We start from the raw sequence: 16513 nt of genomic DNA on the forward strand, positions 1-16513 counted from the left end.
GGCGGTCTGACACCTGGATTTAGCCGGAGAACCGGCTGCCCCGGCCGCTGGAGTCCGTCCAGCGGCCGGGGTTGGCCATGCGGGAGACGAGGGGCCCTGACCTACGCGCCGACGTAGTCCGCAAGGTGCTCGCCCGTGAGGGTGGAGCGGGCCGCGACCAGGTCGGACGGGGTGCCCTCGAACACGATCCGGCCGCCGTCGTGGCCTGCGCCGGGACCCAGGTCGATGATCCAGTCCGCGTGGGCCATGACCGCCTGGTGGTGCTCGATGACGATCACCGACTTGCCCGAGTCGACCAGCCGGTCGAGCAGACCGAGCAGCTGCTCGACATCCGCGAGGTGCAGTCCGGTGGTCGGCTCGTCGAGGATGTAGACACCGCCCTTGTCCCCCATGTGCGTGGCCAGCTTGAGCCGCTGCCGCTCGCCGCCGGACAGCGTGGTCAGCGGCTGGCCCAGGCTGAGATAGCCGAGCCCGACGTCCGCGAGCCGTTCGAGGATCTTGTGCGCGGCGGGGGTACGCGCCTCGCCGGCGCCGAAGAACCGCTCGGCGTCCGTCACGGACATCGCGAGCACCTCGCTGATGTCACGGCCGCCGAGGTGGTACTCCAGCACCGAGGGCTGGAACCGCTTCCCCTCGCAGTCCTCGCAGGTCGTGGCGACCCCGGCCATCATCGCCAGATCGGTGTAGATGACGCCGGCGCCGTTGCAGGTCGGGCAGGCACCCTCCGAATTGGCACTGAACAGTGCCGGCTTCACCCCGTTGGCCTTGGCGAACGCCTTGCGGATCGGCTCCAGCAGTCCGGTGTACGTCGCCGGGTTGCTCCGTCGTGAACCGCGGATCGGGGCCTGGTCGACCGACACCACACCCCCGTCGGCGGGAACCGAGCCGTGCACGAGCGAGCTCTTGCCCGAACCCGCCACACCCGTGATCACGGTGAGCACCCCGAGCGGGATGTCGACGTCGACGCCCTGGAGGTTGTTCGCCGTCGCTCCCCGGATCGCCAGCGCCGCGGTGGACTCGCGGACCGTCTCCTTGAGGGCGGCCCGGTCGTCGAGATGGCGGCCGGTGATGCTGTCGCCGGCCCGCAGCCCCGCCACGGTGCCCTCGAAGCAGACGGTGCCACCCGCCGTACCGGCGCCGGGACCGAGGTCGACGACATGGTCGGCGATCGCGATGACCTCGGGCTTGTGCTCCACGACGAGCACCGTGTTGCCCTTGTCCCGCAGCCGCAGCAGCAGGTTGTTCATCCGCTGGATGTCGTGCGGGTGCAGGCCCGTGGTGGGCTCGTCGAAGACGTACGTGACGTCCGTGAGCGAGGATCCGAGGTGGCGGATCATCTTGACGCGCTGCGCCTCGCCGCCCGACAGCGTGCCCGACGGCCGGTCCAGCGACAGATAGCCGAGGCCGATCTCCACGAACGAGTCGAGGGTCCCGCTCAGCGCCGTGAGCAGCGGGGCGACCGAGGGATCCGTGAGGCCGCGTACCCATTCGGCCAGGTCCCTGATCTCCATCGCGCAGGCGTCGGCGATGCTGATGCCCGCGACCTTCGACGCGCGGGCGCCCTCGGTGAGCCGGGTGCCCTCGCACTCGGGGCAGGTGGTGAAGGTGACGGCCCGCTCCACGAACGCCCGGATGTGCGGCTGCATCGCCTCCTTGTCCTTGGACAGGAACGACTTCTGGATCTTCGGGATTAGCCCCTCGTACGTGAGGTTGACCCCGTTGACCTTCACCTTGGTCGGCTCACGGTAGAGGAAGTCGTGCATCTCCCTCTTGGTGTAGCTGCGGATTGGCTTGTTCGGGTCGAGGAACCCCGATTCGGCGTAGATCCCGACCGTCCACACGTTGTCCGACTTCCAGCCGGGGATCGTGAACGCGCCGTCGGCGATCGACTTGGAGTCGTCGTAGAGCTGGGTGAGGTCGATGTCGGAGACCTTGCCCCGGCCTTCGCAGCGCGTGCACATCCCACCCGTGCGGTTGAACGTCGCCTTCTCCGCCTTGGTCTTCGCGCCGCGCTCCACGGTGATCGCCCCGGTCGCCCGGACCGAGGCGACGTTGAAGGAGTAGGCGCTGGGCGGGCCGATATGCGGCCGGCCCAGCCTGCTGAAGAGGATGCGCAGCATCGCGTTGGCGTCGGTGACGGTGCCGACCGTGGAACGCGGGTCGGCGCCCAGCCGCTGCTGGTCGACGGTGATCGCGGTCGTCAGCCCGTCGAGTACGTCCACCTCGGGGCGCGCCAGCGTCGGCATGAAGCCCTGGACGAAGGCGCTGTACGTCTCGTTGATCAGCCGCTGCGACTCCGCGGCGATCGTGTCGAACACCAGCGAGCTCTTGCCCGAACCGGAGACCCCGGTGAACACCGTCAGACGGCGCTTCGGGATCTCGATGCTGACGTCCTTGAGGTTGTTCTCGCGTGCGCCGTGCACACGGATCATGTCGTGGCTGTCGGCCGCGTGCAGGGCGTCCGCCTTGGGGGCCTTGCTCATCGTCTCTGTCTCTCCATTTGTCCGGCGATCCGGTTCAGCGGTTCGGTTGTCCGGCGGCCCGGTGTCCGGCGATCCGGTTCAGCGGCCCGGTCGTCGGCGGTGCGGTTGTCCGGAGGCCGGTCTTCCGCCGGGCGGCTGCCCGGCGGTCCGGCTCAGCGCAGTTCCTGGATGCGGACCATGTTGCCCGCGGGGTCGCGCACGGCGCAGTCCCGGATGCCGTACGGCTGATCGGTCGGCTCCTGTACGACCTCGGCGTCACTGGCCGCAAGCCGTGCGAACGTGCCGTCGAGGTCGGGGGTGGCCAGGAGGATGCCCGCGTAGGTGCCCTTGGCCATCATCTCGACAACGGTACGGCGCTCCTCGTCGGTGACGCCGGGGTCGGCGGCCGGGGGCGTCAGGACGATGGAGGTGCCGGGCTGGTCGGCGGGGCCGACGGTGATCCAGCGCATTCCGCCGAATCCGACGTCCTTGCGGACCTCGAAGCCGAGGATGTCGCGGTAGAAGCCCAGAGCGGCGTCCGCGTCGTCGTGGGGAAGGAAGCTCGCGTGAATGGTGATGTCCATGGAGCTCACGCTAGGCGCGGGGCAGGGGAGGGCGCTTCTCGATTCCTGACCGGTCTCGTCACCTGTTTCGCCACGCAGGACGGAATCCCCGCCACTCCAGCCGTCGCGAGCGCCGCCTGGCGCCGGTAGACGCTGGGCGGCACGCCGACCAGCTCGGTGAAGCGGCTGCTGAAGGTGCCGAGCGAGGAACAGCCGACCGCGAAGCAGACCTCGGTCACACTGAGGTCCCCGCGGCGCAGCAGCGCCATCGCCCGCTCGATGCGCCGTGTCATGAGGTAGCCGTACGGCGACTCGCCGTACGCGAGCCGGAACTGGCGGCTGAGGTGCCCGGCCGACATGTTCACCCCGCGCGCCAGCGCCTCGACGTCCAGCGGCTGCGCGTACTCCCGGTCCATCCGGTCGCGGACCCGGCGCAGCAGCGCGAGGTCCTTCAGCCGCTGCTGCGCGGGAGTGGGTCTACTGGTCACCTGTGCGATCGTGCCATCTCGCGTCCCGATGCGCAGCGAATGGTTCAGAACGGAAGCGACTGCGGCTGCTCCGATGACCCGGGCGGGTGGTAAGGGAGCCGGGGCAGTTGCGGAAGCTGCGGCAGCTGGTCCTCGTACTTGGGTTGCTGCGGTTGCTGCTGCGGCTCCTGCGGCTGCTCCTGCTGCTCTTCGGGGGACTTCGGTTCAGGGGACTGCGGCTCGGGCGACTGGGGCTCCGGCGACCGCGGTTCCTTCTGCTGCTCGGGCGACTGCGGCTCTTTCTTCTGCTCGGGGTTCACCTCGGGGTTGTCCTTGGGCTCCTCTTCGGGCTTCTGCTCGGGGGTCTTGGGGGGCTCGTCGGTCCCGGGGGTATCAGGCGTCTCAGATGTCTCAGGCGTCTTGCCGGGCTGCTCCTCGTGCTGCTCCTCCGGGGACTGCTCGTCCTTCAGGACGGGCGGCGACTCCCCCGGAGGCTGGCCCTTCGGGGTGGGTATCTCACGGTCCTCACCGGCCGACTGGTCACCGCTCGGCCGCGCGAGCCATTCCCTGCGCTCGTGGTCGAAGAGCGTGACGGTCTTCATCGGCTTCTCGGCAGGCTTGACCACGACCAGAGCGGCCGGCCGGAAAGAGGCCCACTTCTGTCCGGTGTACGTCTTCGTGCCCTTGACGGTCACCGGAGGTGTGAGCGGATTGCCGCTGGCACAGCGGACGCGGGGTACACCGCGGTTGTCGATCAGGACGGCCGTACCGGCCTGGAGAGTGGCCTGGTAGCTGGAGGCGGCCTTGTTCGTGAAGCCGTGGTTGGTGACCCGGGTGTCCCAGCCCAGCCGGACCGGGGTCAGCGACCGCAGGTAGGAGGGGATCTCGGGCTGGCGGATGCCCAGCACGCCGGCGAACGCCTTCCCCCTGTCCGGTTCACGCGTGAGATACGTGATCTGCTTCTCGACGTCGCAGCTCGCGGCGTTCTTCGTGCCTCCGTACAGGCCCGGGTGCGCACCGTTGACCACACTGGCGGTGTTGGCGGGCGGGGCCACGGGCTCCACAGCCTCATCGGCCTTTCCGGGGTGGGACGCCGTCGACGGGGTGAAGGGATCCGTCCCGGACGCGGAGGTCGTCTCAAGGAAGATCTCTCCCTTGGACTTGCCCCCGGTGCCGCCGCCACTGCCGCCACCGCCTTGCAGAGCGAAGGAGACGATCACCGCCGCCACCAGGGCCAGCACGGCGCCCAGGCTCACCAGGGCGCTGCGGCCCCGGAAGCGGAGCCGCTGGGCGGGCGAGGCCGACGCGCCCGACGGGGCCGACGGGGCCGACGGGGCCGACGGGGCCGACGGAGGCGACGGGACCGGCACGCCCGACGAAGGCGACGCACCCGGCGCGGACTCGCGGTTCGGCTCCGGAACCTGCTTTCCCGGTTCGCTCGCCGACCAGCCGGACAGGGGCCCTGACGGCGGTCCGGTGGGGCGTTCCGATGGGGGCGGCTGGGAACTCATGGCTCTCTCCCTTTCCCGGTGATCCCGGGGTCTCCCTTCCATTAAGCGCCTGCTCCAGAGCCGAGTCACTCCCCGGCATCTCGGGGCTTGACAGGCCTCGACCGACAAGGAGTCCGATCTTCATACAACCCTTCGCACCCCGCCCGAGTCTGGATCACCGGTCGCCTTCCCGGCGCCTTCTCCGTGTCAACGAGGGGCTACTCCGTGCATCTGCGCTCCACCGCAGCCACTGTCCTGTGCGCCGCGACGGTCATCTCCACCGTCGGCATGGCTCCGGCCGCAGCGGCCCCGGGCGGCGTCACCGCCCCGCGCACCACTTCCACGTCGAAGGACGACTTCAACGGCGACGGCCGCCCGGATGTCGTGATCAGCGCCCCCGAGGCCACGGTCAACGGCGCCGAGCGGGCGGGCTTCATCACCGCGGTGTACGGCTCGGAAAGCGGCCTGGACCCCGCGAAGGGCACCGTGATCAGCAGGGCGGGCGAGAACATCCCAGGGGAGCCCGTCGCCGACGAGCGCTTCGGCCGGGGGATCCTCACCAGCGGGGACATCGACTCGGACGGCTACGCCGATCTGATCATGGCCTCCGGCTCCGACGCCGGGTTCACGGTGCTGTGGGGCAGTGCGGCAGGTCTGACCAGCGGCACGAGGGTGAGTGACCTCGGCAACCTCGTCCTCTGGACCGCCAGCGGTGACACCGGCGACTTCAACGGGGACGGCCACACCGACATCGCCGTCCCCGCGCACCAGTTCCACACCAGCGGCGGCATCGCGATCATGTACGGCCCGTTCAACCGCGCCAAGGGCACCTTCGCCTCGACCTCCTTCCGCAGCACCTGGGGCAAGGACAAGTTCAGGACGCAGGACGTGTCCGCCGGTGACGTCAACCACGACGGCAGGACGGACCTCATCGGGTCGGGCCAGGACATGAGCAACCCCTCGCCCGGTCCGTACAGGTCGTTCGTCTATCTGGGCACGTCCAGCACGACCGGCGACTCCGGTGGGCTCGCCAAGTCCAGCGAGGTCACGTGGGGGTACGAGCAGACCCTCGGCGACCTCAACGGCGACGGCTACCAGGACGTCGTCGCCAACATGCACAAGGACGGCTACACGGAGTCGCGTACCGGTGGCTGGATCAACGTGACCTACGGCGGCCCGAAGGGGCTGAGCACCACGCTCAAGCCCAGGAAGTACAGTCAGGCGACCGCGGGTGTGCCGGGTATCGCGGAGAAGAACGACTGGTGGGGCTACGACGTGTCCATAGGCGACACCGACGGGGACGGCTTCGGCGACCTCGCCGTGACCGCGCTCAACGAGACCGGAACCGACCCCGCCAGGACCTCCCTCGCCGGCGCCGTGACGATCCTGCGCGGCAGCGCGAGCGGGGTGACCACCGAGGGCGCCGAGGTGATCACCCAGAACACCGCGGGCGTGCCCAGTGCCTCGGAGAACAACGACCACTTCGGCAGTGCCATCCGCCTGGTCGACACCAACGGCGACGGCAGGTCCGAGCTGGTGGCCGGGGGACGCGGCGAGGACGGGTTCACCGGCCGGGCCTGGATCCTGCCGGGCAGCCCCGCAGGAGTCACGGGCAGCGGCTCGGTGAGCTTCAACGGCACCGCGTTCGGCATGCCCAAGGGCCGCGCGTGGTACGGGGCGTACATGAACGGCTGAGCCGTTTCCCCCCACCACAGTCACACGCACGACACACCACCTCTGAACCGCACGACGCACCACCTCAACTGGGGGATCAGATGCGCTACAAGGCGCTCACCGCTGCCGCCGCCTGCGCGGCAACCGTCCTCGGCGTCACCGCCCTGGCACCCGCCGCCACCGCGGCAGGCTCCCCGCCGAAGGCCACAGCCGAGCCCGCGGCCCCGGTCGGCGACACGGCCGCAGCCGCGGCGGGCGGCACGGCCGACTTCAACGGCGACGGCTACCCGGACCTCGCCATCGGCGCGCACACCGCGCCCGCGGGCGCGGTCAAGCGCGCCGGCGTCGTCACCGTCGCCTACGGTTCCCCTACCGGTCTGCGGTACGAGACCGCCTCGGTGATCAGCAAGGCCACCGACGGGGTCCCCGGTGACCCCGTCGAGGACGAGCGGTGGCGCGAGGTAAGGGGCCACGGCGACCTGGACGGCGACGGATACGACGACCTGGTCGTCCGCTGGTTCGAGAAGAACATGGTGCTCTGGGGCGGCGAGGACGGCATCACCGGCGCGGCGACCGCCATGCCCGGGGGCAGCTACACCGCCACCGACCCGAAACTGCTCGGTCTCGGCTTCGGGGTGGGCGACGTCAACGGCGACGGTGTCGACGACTTCGTCAGCCGCAGCAACTTCGGCCTGGGGTACGGCCCCAGCGTGCTGCTCGGCCCGATCAACCGGACGACGGGCAAGCCGGCGGGTGTGTGGACCCGGGACACCGACGAGCTGGACAAGGTCGGCACCTCCGACCTCTATGTCGGGGACACGACGGGCGACGGCATCGACGACATAGTGGTCAGCGGCGGGGTGCCGCTCGGGAACGGCAGGACGAGCGGTGTCGTGCTCAAGGGCTCCACCAAGGGCCTGGTCAAGGGCTCGGCGTTCAACGGACCGTACGAACTCTTCGGTGCGGAGCCCCGCCACGCCTTCGGGGACCTGAACAAGGACGGCCGCCAGGACCTGGTCACCGCCTACCCCGACCGGAACAAGGTCTATGTGGCCTACGGCAGCGCCGACGGCCTCGCCAACGGCCGTTCCTACACCCAGGCCAGCAGTGGCGTCCCGGGTATCGACGAGGCGGGCGACCAGTTCGGCTCGGCGGTGGCCGTCGGCGACACCGACAACGACGGCTACGACGACGTCGTCATCGGTGCGTCCTACGAGACCGGCTCCGACCCGGCCACCACCGCGAAGTCGGGCGCGATCACCGTGCTGCGCGGCAGCGCGTCCGGGCTCACCACCAGCGGCGCCGCCTCGTTCACCCAGAACGCCGCGGGCATCCCCAGCACGTCGGAGAACAACGACTACTTCGGTGCCGCGCTGGCCCTGACCGACACCGACAAGAACGGCAGCGCCGAGCTGTACGTGGGCGGTAACGGCGAGGACGGCTTCAAGGGCCGGGTCTGGAAGCTCCAGACCGGTGCCGGCGTCACCGGCGCCGGTGCCACCAGCTTCGACCTGGCCGTCCTCGGCGGTCCGGCCGTCGGCGGCAACTTCGGCTACCGCATCTCCGGCTGACACCGCACGCGGTATCACGGCTCACACGGTGATCACGGCTTTGCCTCGTGCACTGCCCTGCTCCAGGGAGCGGATCACCTCGGGGACCTCGCTCAGCGGGTGTGTCCGGTCGACGACCGGACGCACCTTTCCCGCCTCGACGAGGTCGCGCAGGGCCTCCAGGTCCTCCAGCCGCTCGACCGCGACAAGCCCGCGCAGCCGCCGGCCGGTGAAGGGCGACAGCAGTACCGCCCGCAGCGCGCGGTCCGTACCGCCGAGCCAGCGGCCGCCGCCCTCGCTGCCGACGATGACGAGAGTCCCGCGGGAGGCGAGGGCGCGGCGCAGCCGGGTCAGCGACCGGTGGCCCGCGGTGTCCACGATCAGGTCGTAGCGGCGCCCGCCGGCGAAGTCCTCCCGGGTGTAGTCGATGACCTCGTCCGCACCGATCGACCGCACCAGTTCCGTCTTGCCGGTGCTGCACACACCGGTGACGACAGCCCCGTACGCCTTCGCGATCTGCACCGCGTACGTCCCCACACCACCCGCCGCGCCGATCACCAGCACCTGCTGCCCCGGCCGCACCCGACCCACGTCGCGTACGGCCTGGAGTGCGGTGACCCCGGAGATGGGGATGGCCGCCGACTCCTCGATCCCGAGGTTCGCGGGCTTCGCCACGAACCGGTCCTCGGGCCCCCGCGCGTACTCGGCGAAGGAACCCTCGCAGAAGCCGAACACCTCGTCGCCGGGACGGAACCGGGTCACCTCGCCGCCCACGGCCTCGACCAGGCCCGCGACCTCCCTGCCCCTGACCCGCTCCTTGGGTGCACGCAGGCCGTAGCCCATGAGGCGCACCAGATAGGGCCGTCCCCGCATCAGATGCCAGACGCCCGCGTCGACTGCGGCGGCACGTACCCGTATGAGCACGTCTCTTTCGCCGGCCGACGGTGCGGCGGGTTTTTCGATGTCTCTGAGCTCCAGCACGTCGCAGGAGCCGTACACGTCCTGAACGATGGCTTTCATGGTGCCTCTCCTGCACTGTCGGGGTACTGGAACACCTCGTCGAGCGGCACGCCGAACACCCGGGCGATCTGGAACGCCAGCTCGAGCGAGGGCGAGTAGCGTCCCTTCTCGATCGCGATGACGGTCTGTCGGGTCACACCGATCCGTTCGGCGAGCTCCACCTGCGTCATCTCGCCGTGGGCGAAGCGCAGGGCACGGATCGAGTTGGTGACACGTGTCGGTTTCACCACGGCTGGAAGCCCCGTCGGTAGGCGGCGATCTTCGCCATGGAACCGAGCACCGCCGACAGCACGAAGGCCAGGTAGATCGTGTTCGCGATCCAGAACTGGTCCACCTCGGCCATCGCCAGGATGAGCGCCGCGACGGCCCCGAGCGCCAGGAACGACTGTCCGGTGTACTCGCCGAACCGGTGGATCTCCCGGTCACGCTGGTCCTTCGTACGGGCCTCCCGGGGCGAGACGAGCGCCGCCCCGATGCTGAGCGCGATCGAGGCGACGATCGAGCCGCCGACGGTCCACAGCAGTGCCGGCACGTATTCCACATCGGCGAGAGGTGTCTGCTCCGCGCGCCCGAGGACCACGGCGAGGTAGACGGAGTACGCGGCGATCGCGACCACCCCCAGGATCCAGGCGCGTCTCTCCTCGATGGCCATTTCCTGTGCCCTCCCATGGACCCGGTGTCAAAGAAACCTGACATCTGGAATGTAAGAGGAAGCCGACATCAAGTCAAGGATTCTTTACACCCCGCCCAGAGTCGCACCACAGCCGCACCACAGCCGCACTTCGCACGAGCAACGCCACCGGAGCAGACCCTGACGCCGCCGCGCCTGGTCCGGTTCCCGCCCCACCCGCCTCACTTCCGGCCTGCCGCGTGACATCACTCACGCAGACCCACCGCACTAGGACGACCGGTAGTAGATGACGTAGGGCTGACATAAGGACATTTGTCCGTCTTGACCCGCACCCGTCTCGCACCGTCTTCGATCGCAATCGGCACACTCGGCGCTTTCGCCCGTTTAGCGGTCGCACGGGTGATTCTGACGGCGCGACAGGTTCTCGCGGAAGCCTCCCCCCGCGGGCCAGCACGCCCGTACGCCCCTGGCAAGAGCCGTCGAACCCTACGAGCCGGGGTAGTACAAGCACTCGTTGCCCTGCGCTGGCGGCGCTTCTAACAATGGCGACCGCAAAGGCGTCCCCGCAGCTCAGGCACAGGTTCCGTGCCCGGGCTGACCGCTCACAGGGACGCTCCGCGCACACGAGTGAGGTCACACATGAGCAAGCACCGCAGGAAGACGTACTACCGGAAGATAACGATCGCGGCCGTCGCAGTGGCGGCGGTAGGTGTGCCCTCAGCCGCCATGGCGTGCATGGAGCAGCAGGACAACCAGCAGCAGGGCCAGGAAGGCCGGTGGCAGGGCCACCGCGGTGACTGGCAGAACACCGCTTCCGACCAGCGGTGGAACTGGGACGGCTCCCACAAGAAGTGGTGGGACGACCAGAAGAGCCAGGAGCCGGCCACCCCGTCGGCCGAGGCCTCCGAGGCGGCGAGCACGCCGAAGCCCACCGCTTCGAAGCCCGCCTCGAAGCCCGCCGAGAAGCCCGCGGCCGCCAAGCCCGCCGCAAAGCCGACCACCACGAAGCCGGCCGCCCCGAAGCCGGCGACCACCGCCTCCAAGCCGGCCGCCCCGGCTACCGGTGACGCCGCCCGCATCGTGGCCCTCGTCAACGCCGAACGCAGCAAGGCCGGCTGCTCCCCGGTGAAGCTGAACGCGACGCTGAGCAAGGCCGCCCAGGCCCACAGCGAGGACATGGCCTCCCACAAGAACATGTCCCACACCGGCTCCGACGGCTCGGACCCGGGCGCCCGGATCACGCGCGCAGGTTACGACTGGAGCACCTACGGCGAGAACGTCGCCTACGGATACGACTCCCCCGAGAGCGTCATGGCGGGCTGGATGGACAGCCCCGGCCACAAGGCCAACATCCTCAACTGCGAGTTCAAGGAGATCGGCGTGGGCCTCGCCCAGCCGAACGACTACTGGACCCAGGACTTCGGCACGGCCCGCTGACCGTGTGACCTCCGTGCGCAAGGCTCCGGCTGCTGACGGCCGGGGCCTTCGCCGTGCATACGGCTCAGCCGCCCGCTGCCTGGTCCTTCGTACCGCCGAACGCCTCCAGGATCCGCTCCGCCGCCAGAGTGGCCGTCAGCTCGCCGTCACGCACCTGCCGCTCCAGACCGGGCGCGAGGGAGCGTACGAGCGGGTGGGAGCGCAGACGGCCGAGCAGTTCGTCCTGGACCATGCTCCAGGCCCACTCCACCTGCTGGTCACGGCGCTTGGCGGCGAGTCTGCCGCCCGCGTCCAGGAGTGCGCGGTGCTGTTCGAGGCGGTCCCAGACGGTGTCGAGGCCGGTGGACTCGCGGGCACTGCAGCTCAGCACCGGAGGGGTCCAGGCGGCGTCCGCCGGGTGCATCAGGCGCAGTGCGCCGGCGAGTTCGCGGGCGGCGGCGCGGGCATCGCGTTCGTGGGGGCCGTCGGCCTTGTTGACCGCGATGACGTCGGCCAGTTCCAGGACGCCCTTCTTGATGCCCTGGAGCTGGTCGCCGGTGCGGGCGAGGCTGAGCAGCAGGAAGGAGTCGACCATGCCCGCGACCGTGGTCTCTGACTGTCCGACGCCCACGGTCTCCACCAGCACCACGTCGTAGCCCGCCGCCTCCATCACGACCATGGACTCCCGGGTCGCCTTGGCGACCCCACCGAGCGTGCCCGCGCTGGGGGAGGGACGGACGAAGGCCGCAGGATCCACCGCGAGGCGTTCCATGCGGGTCTTGTCGCCGAGGATCGAGCCGCCGGTACGGGTGGACGAGGGGTCGACGGCCAGCACCGCGACACGGTGGCCGAAGCCGGTGAGCATCGTGCCGAAGGCATCGATGAAGGTGGACTTGCCGACCCCGGGCACTCCGCTGATGCCGATCCGCCGTGCCTCGCCGGTGTGCGGCAGCAGCTCGGTCAGCAGCCGCTGGGCGAGTGCGCGGTGATCGGGCCGGGTGGACTCGACGAGAGTGATCGCGCGGGCGATCCACGCCCGCTTCCCGTCGAGTACACCCTTCACATAGCTGTCGATGTCGATGGGCATACGCCGGCTGCCGCTACAGCTCGGGGTGGCCCAGTGCCGCGCCGAGCCGCCGCACCAGGTCGTAGGCCGCGTCCGGGATCACCGTGCCGGGCGGGAACACCGCCGTCGCGCCCATCTCCAGCAGCGCGGGCACGTCCTGCGGCGGGATCACCCCACCCACGACGATCATGATGTCCTCACGGCCCTCCTCCGCGAGCTGCTCGCGCAGCGCGGGGACGAGGGTCAGATGGCCTGCGGCCAGCGACGAAACGCCCACCACGTGCACGTCCGCCTCGACCGCCTGCCGGGCCACCTCGGCGGGGGTCTGGAACAGCGGGCCGACGTCCACGTCGAAGCCCAGGTCGGCGAAGGCGGTCGCGATCACCTTCTGGCCGCGGTCGTGACCGTCCTGCCCCATCTTGGCGACGAGTATGCGCGGGCGGCGGCCCTCGGCTTCCTCGAACCGGTCGACCAGAGCGCGTGTGCGGTCCACCGACGGGGACTCCCCTGCCTCGTTGCGGTACACACCGGAGATCGTACGGATCTGGCTCGCGTGCCGCCCGTACACCGTCTCGAGGGCGTCCGAGATCTCACCTACGGTGGCCTTCGCCCGGGCCGCGTTCACCGCCAGCTCCAGGAGGTTGCCCTCGAGACCGGGCCCGGAGCCCCGTCCCGCGGCCTCCGTCAGCGCCCGCAGCGCGTCCTGGCAGACGGCCTCGTCGCGCTCCTCGCGCAGCCGCCGCAGCTTGGCGATCTGCTGGGCGCGCACCGAGGAGTTGTCCACCTTGAGGACATCGATCGCCTCGTCGTTCTCGACCCGGTACTTGTTGACGCCGATCACCGGCTGGCGGCCCGAGTCGATCCGCGCCTGGGTGCGGGCCGCGGCCTCCTCGACGCGCAGCTTCGGGATGCCGGCGTCGATGGCCTGCGCCATGCCGCCGGCCGCCTCGACCTCCTGGATGTGCTGCCATGCCTTGCGCGCCAGGTCGTACGTCAGCTTCTCGACGTACGCGCTGCCGCCCCACGGGTCGATCACCCGGCAGGTGCCCGACTCCTGCTGGAGCACCAGCTGGGTGTTGCGGGCGATCCGGGCGGAGAAGTCGGTGGGCAGCGCCAGCGCCTCGTCGAGGGCGTTGGTGTGCAGCGACTGGGTGTGGCCCTGTGTGGCGGCCATGGCCTCCACACACGTCCGTGTGACGTTGTTGAACACGTCCTGCGCGGTGAGCGACCAGCCGGAGGTCTGCGAATGGGTGCGCAGCGAGAGCGACTTGGCGTTCTTCGGGTCGAACTGCTTGACCAGCCTGGCCCACAGCAGCCGGGCCGCCCGCATCTTCGCGATCTCCATGAAGAAGTTCATGCCGATCGCCCAGAAGAACGAGAGCCTCGGCGCGAACGCGTCGACGTCCAGACCCGCGTCACGCCCCGCCCGCAGGTACTCCACACCGTCGGCGAGCGTGTACGCCAGCTCCAGGTCGGCCGTCGCACCGGCCTCCTGGATGTGGTAGCCGGAGATGGAGATGGAGTTGTAGCGCGGCATCTTCTGCGAGGTGTACGCGAAGATGTCCGAGATGATCCGCATCGAGGGCCGGGGCGGATAGATGTACGTGTTGCGGACCATGAACTCCTTGAGGATGTCGTTCTGGATGGTCCCGGCCAGTTTCTCGGGCGGTACGCCCTGCTCCTCGGCCGCCACGATGTAGAGCGCGAGCACCGGCAGCACGGCGCCGTTCATCGTCATCGACACGGTCATCTTGTCCAGCGGGATGCCGTCGAAGAGCTGCCGCATGTCGTAGATGGAGTCGATGGCCACACCCGCCATGCCGACGTCACCGGTCACCCGCGGGTGGTCGCTGTCGTATCCGCGGTGCGTGGGCAGGTCGAAGGCGACCGACAGGCCCTTCTGTCCGGCCGCGAGGTTGCGCCGGTAGAAGGCGTTGGACTCCTCGGCCGTGGAGAAGCCCGCGTACTGCCGGACCGTCCACGGCTGGTTGACGTACATCGTCGGGTACGGGCCGCGCAGATACGGCGCCACGCCCGGGTACGTGCCGAGGAAGTCCAGGCCCTCCAGGTCGCGGCCGGTGTACAGCGGCTTGACGCCGATGCCCTCCGGGGTCTCCCACAGCAGGTCGTCGGGGCTGCTGCCGGTCGACTCCTTCACGGCCGCGCGCCACTGCTCCTCGGTGACGGCCGCCGGTGACGCACCGGAGCCGAGACCGATCTCGGTGAAGTCAGGGATCTGCATTACGCCGCGACTCCCATGCGGTCGAGTACGGAGGACAGGACGCTCACCGCGTCGCAGCCCGCGAAGATGTAGTCGTCGACATCGGTGTGCTCACCCGGCTTGCCCGCGAGGAACACCCGCTCCGCGCCCGCCGACTTGAGGGCCTTGGCGACCTCAGCCGCCTGCTCCTCGTACAGCGCGTCACTGGAGCAGAGGCAGGCGACGGCCGCACCGCTGCGGGCGAAGGCATCCGCCACCGTGGTCGCGTCGACGGTCATCGGGTCGTGCACCGGCTCGACGCCGCCCGCCTGGAAGAGGTTCGAGGCGAACGTGGCCCTGGCGGTGTGTGCCGCGGCCGTGCCGAGCGCGGCGATGAAGACCTTCGGACGGGTGCCCACGGCGGCGAGATGTGCGTCGGAACGGGCACGCAGCGCCTCGTAGTCCTCGTCGCGGCGGACCTTCGGCAGGCCCCCGGTCTGTGCCGGTCCCGGTGCCGGCTCGCGCTCGACGGGCTTCTCCGCCAGATGCGGGAACTCGCTGACGCCCGTGATGGGTTCGCGGCGGCGGGCCAGCTTCTTCTTGCGCTCCTGCCAGGTGGCCGCGAGCCGCTCGCCGAGCAGGCCCGAGCGCAGCGCCGCCTCCATGCCACCGGCGCGCTCCAGCTCCTGGAAGAACGTCCAGGCCGCGGTGGCGAGTTCGCCGGTGAGCCGCTCCACGTACCAGGAACCGCCGGCGGGGTCGGCGACCCGGCCCAGGTGCGACTCCTCGAGCAGGATCGACGAGGTGTTGCGGGCGATACGGCGGGCGAACGCGTCCGGCAGGCCGAGTTCGTGGTCGAAGGGCAGCACGGTCACGGCGTCCGCCCCGCCGACACCGGCGCCGAGGGCGGCGATCGTGGTGCGCAGCATGTTCACGTACGGGTCGCGCCGGGTCATCATCACCGGCGAGGTGACGGCGTGCTGGCGCTGCGCCCCCGCGTCGCCCACGGCGCTGACCCCGCACACCTCGGCCACCCGGGCCCACAGGAGGCGGGCGGCGCGCAGCTTGGCGACGGTCAGGAACTGGTCGGCGGTCGCCGCGTAGCGGAACTCCATCTGGCGGCACGCATCGTCCGCGGTGAGTCCCGCCTCGGTCAGCAGCCGTAGATACGCCACACCGGTCGCCAGCGAGGCCCCGAGCTCCTGCGCGGCCGACGCCCCGGCCTCGTGGTACGGCAGGGCGTCCACGGTCAGCGCCCGCAGCCCTGGGAAGTCCCGGAGGCAGAGCCGCGCCAGCCCCACGGCGGCGGAGTCGTCACCGACCTGCCCGGTGCGGGCCTCGTGCCCGAGCGGGTCGGCACCGAGACTGCCGCGCACCGCCTCGCGGGCGACGCCCTTCTCCCTGTACAGCCGAATCAACTGGCGTGCGGCGGCGCCGGTTTCGATTCCGGCGTCGAGCACGACCGGAGCGAGATCGAGGTACACCCCGTCCAGTGCCTGGGCGAGCCCGCTGACGGGCAGCCCGGAGTCGCCGATGGTCAGCCACAGCGAGGTGACGCCGTTCTCCAGGTCGGCGAGGATCGCCTCGTTGGCCCGGGCGGGGTCGGAAAGCCCGTGCCGCTGGCGTACGTCCCAGCCACCTGCCGGCCGGCCGCCGCGCACGTACGGGGCGAAGCCCGGGTAACCGGCGAGGCTCTGCTCTGTGCCGGCGGTGTCCGCCGTGTAGAGGGGACGGGCGACAAGCCCGTCTTCCAGCGCCGTCGAGAGTGCGTCCTCGGCCGCCGCGCCTGATACGTCCTTGCCCGATTTGCGCAGCACACCCTCCACGAGGCGCTGCCACTGCTCATGGGTGGCGTCCGGGAATTCGGCGGCGAGCGAAAGCCCGTCATCGGGAACAAGGGTCATGCTCGGATGCTAGGTCAGGCGTGCGGATGAGCAGCAGAGGCGGCGTATGTGACCTTCCCCTCTGTGACCT

The 16513-nt window shown here is 70.2% G+C and carries 13 protein-coding genes; 3 read left to right on the forward strand and 10 right to left on the reverse strand.

Features of this window, described 5'->3' with window-relative positions; translation table 11 throughout:
* Window positions 1–101: 101 nt before the first annotated feature.
* From ABZ532_RS10145 to ABZ532_RS10160, 4 genes are all read right to left on the reverse strand, one after another.
* Window positions 102–2483 carry an excinuclease ABC subunit UvrA gene (locus ABZ532_RS10145; RefSeq protein WP_361280860.1) on the reverse strand — a complete coding sequence of 794 codons (2382 nt, stop codon included), beginning with the start codon at window positions 2481–2483 and terminating at the stop codon, window positions 102–104.
* A 152-nt stretch (window positions 2484–2635) separates the two neighbouring features.
* Window positions 2636–3046 carry a VOC family protein gene (locus ABZ532_RS10150; protein WP_361280861.1) on the reverse strand — a complete coding sequence of 137 codons (411 nt, stop codon included), beginning with the start codon at window positions 3044–3046 and terminating at the stop codon, window positions 2636–2638.
* Window positions 3047–3051: 5 nt separating this feature from the next.
* On the reverse strand, window positions 3052–3513 hold the full coding sequence (locus ABZ532_RS10155) for a helix-turn-helix transcriptional regulator (RefSeq protein WP_361280862.1): 462 nt from the start codon (window positions 3511–3513) through the stop codon (window positions 3052–3054).
* Window positions 3514–3557: 44 nt separating this feature from the next.
* Window positions 3558–5003 carry a DUF6777 domain-containing protein gene (locus ABZ532_RS10160; RefSeq protein WP_361280863.1) on the reverse strand — a complete coding sequence of 482 codons (1446 nt, stop codon included), beginning with the start codon at window positions 5001–5003 and terminating at the stop codon, window positions 3558–3560.
* Between the two features lie 204 nt (window positions 5004–5207).
* Between ABZ532_RS10160 and ABZ532_RS10165 the strand changes: the two genes are divergently transcribed.
* Window positions 5208–6677 carry an FG-GAP and VCBS repeat-containing protein gene (locus ABZ532_RS10165; protein ID WP_361280864.1) on the forward strand — a complete coding sequence of 490 codons (1470 nt, stop codon included), beginning with the start codon at window positions 5208–5210 and terminating at the stop codon, window positions 6675–6677.
* An 80-nt stretch (window positions 6678–6757) separates the two neighbouring features.
* Window positions 6758–8227 (forward strand): FG-GAP-like repeat-containing protein, encoded by a 1470-nt coding sequence (locus ABZ532_RS10170; protein ID WP_361280865.1) that lies wholly within the window; start codon window positions 6758–6760, stop codon window positions 8225–8227.
* A gap of 21 nt (window positions 8228–8248) precedes the next feature.
* Here ABZ532_RS10170 and ABZ532_RS10175 read toward each other — a convergent pair whose 3' ends face one another.
* From ABZ532_RS10175 to ABZ532_RS10185, 3 genes are read right to left on the reverse strand one after another with little or no spacing between them, the layout of a single operon-like run.
* Window positions 8249–9226, reverse strand: a complete 978-nt coding sequence (locus tag ABZ532_RS10175) for an NAD(P)-dependent alcohol dehydrogenase (RefSeq protein WP_361280866.1) — start codon at window positions 9224–9226, stop codon at window positions 8249–8251.
* Window positions 9223–9453, reverse strand: coding sequence for a helix-turn-helix transcriptional regulator (locus tag ABZ532_RS10180; protein ID WP_361281140.1), 231 nt, complete (start codon window positions 9451–9453; stop codon window positions 9223–9225). The genes ABZ532_RS10175 and ABZ532_RS10180 overlap by 4 nt, the downstream gene beginning before the upstream one ends.
* Entirely contained in the window at window positions 9450–9878 is a 429-nt protein-coding gene (locus ABZ532_RS10185; protein WP_361280867.1) for a hypothetical protein, read from the reverse strand. Before ABZ532_RS10185 ends, ABZ532_RS10180 begins: the two co-directional genes overlap by 4 nt.
* Window positions 9879–10496: 618 nt before the next feature.
* Between ABZ532_RS10185 and ABZ532_RS10190 the strand changes: the two genes are divergently transcribed.
* Window positions 10497–11294 (forward strand): CAP domain-containing protein, encoded by a 798-nt coding sequence (locus tag ABZ532_RS10190; protein WP_361280869.1) that lies wholly within the window; start codon window positions 10497–10499, stop codon window positions 11292–11294.
* Between the two features lie 64 nt (window positions 11295–11358).
* Here ABZ532_RS10190 and meaB read toward each other — a convergent pair whose 3' ends face one another.
* Genes meaB through mutA form a run of 3 tightly spaced genes read right to left on the reverse strand, consistent with a single transcriptional unit; the run spans window position 11359 to window position 16443 of the window.
* Entirely contained in the window at window positions 11359–12360 is a 1002-nt protein-coding gene (gene meaB / locus ABZ532_RS10195; protein ID WP_361280871.1) for a methylmalonyl Co-A mutase-associated GTPase MeaB, read from the reverse strand.
* Window positions 12361–12373: 13 nt separating this feature from the next.
* Window positions 12374–14581 (reverse strand): methylmalonyl-CoA mutase, encoded by a 2208-nt coding sequence (gene scpA, locus ABZ532_RS10200; RefSeq protein WP_361280872.1) that lies wholly within the window; start codon window positions 14579–14581, stop codon window positions 12374–12376.
* Entirely contained in the window at window positions 14581–16443 is a 1863-nt protein-coding gene (gene mutA / locus ABZ532_RS10205; protein ID WP_361280873.1) for a methylmalonyl-CoA mutase small subunit, read from the reverse strand. Before mutA ends, scpA begins: the two co-directional genes overlap by 1 nt.
* Between the last annotated feature and the right edge of the window lie 70 nt (window positions 16444–16513).

Origin of the sequence: Streptomyces sp. NPDC019396 (assembly GCF_040632375.1) — a bacterium.
Lineage (GTDB): Bacteria > Actinomycetota > Actinomycetes > Streptomycetales > Streptomycetaceae > Streptomyces.